Source organism: Seonamhaeicola marinus, from assembly GCF_008085455.1.
In genome coordinates this window covers 1-539 of sequence record NZ_VSDQ01000146.1, presented here as the reverse complement: position 1 = coordinate 539, position 539 = coordinate 1, and the positions used below count along the sequence as shown (strand labels likewise).

Below are 539 nucleotides of genomic sequence, written 5' to 3'. Positions count from 1 at the left end.
TAATAGCCACAAAAATTAGTGTTAACATAAAAATAATAACTGTATATTTTTGCTCTTTTTTAGTTGTTTTGGTAACGTGCACCTCATTGTTATTAGCGTCTTTTTGGGTCCAGTAATACCATCCATATATACTCATTGTGAAATAATATGCGTTTATTAGCATATCTCCTAAAAGCCCATAAACCAATAATATATATACAAAAATAGCAGTGCTTATTATACCTGTTGGATACACTAAAATGTTTTCTTTTTTAGAATACCAAACTGATAAAAAGCCAAAAAAAACACCAATAAATTCCAATACAATTNTTTTATTTCGGTTGTTAATACTTCCATTACCTCATTATAATCTCCAAAAACTTGGGTACTTAATGGGTTTTCTAATACTTTTAAATTTGAAACTCTCATTTTTTTTATAAAATGAATTATAGCTGGTTCAAAATTATCTTGTAATGGTGTTAATGTTAATTCTACTGATATTTTCATTTAATATTTCTTTTTTTCATTTCCACGAAGGTGGAAATCTTAGTGTTTTTAAT

The 539-nt window shown here is 26.2% G+C and carries 1 protein-coding gene and 1 pseudogene; both read right to left on the bottom strand.

The genetic code is table 11. The features are described 5' to 3' along the window. A partial coding sequence (pnuC, locus tag FUA24_RS01165; protein ID WP_148539687.1) for a nicotinamide riboside transporter PnuC occupies positions 1-328 on the bottom strand: 328 nt, incomplete at its 3' end. After that, positions 301-486, bottom strand: a pseudogene (locus FUA24_RS25535) (hypothetical protein); the annotation flags it as partial. The pseudogene FUA24_RS25535 and the gene pnuC, both read right to left, overlap by 28 nt. Positions 487-539 lie beyond the last annotated feature (53 nt).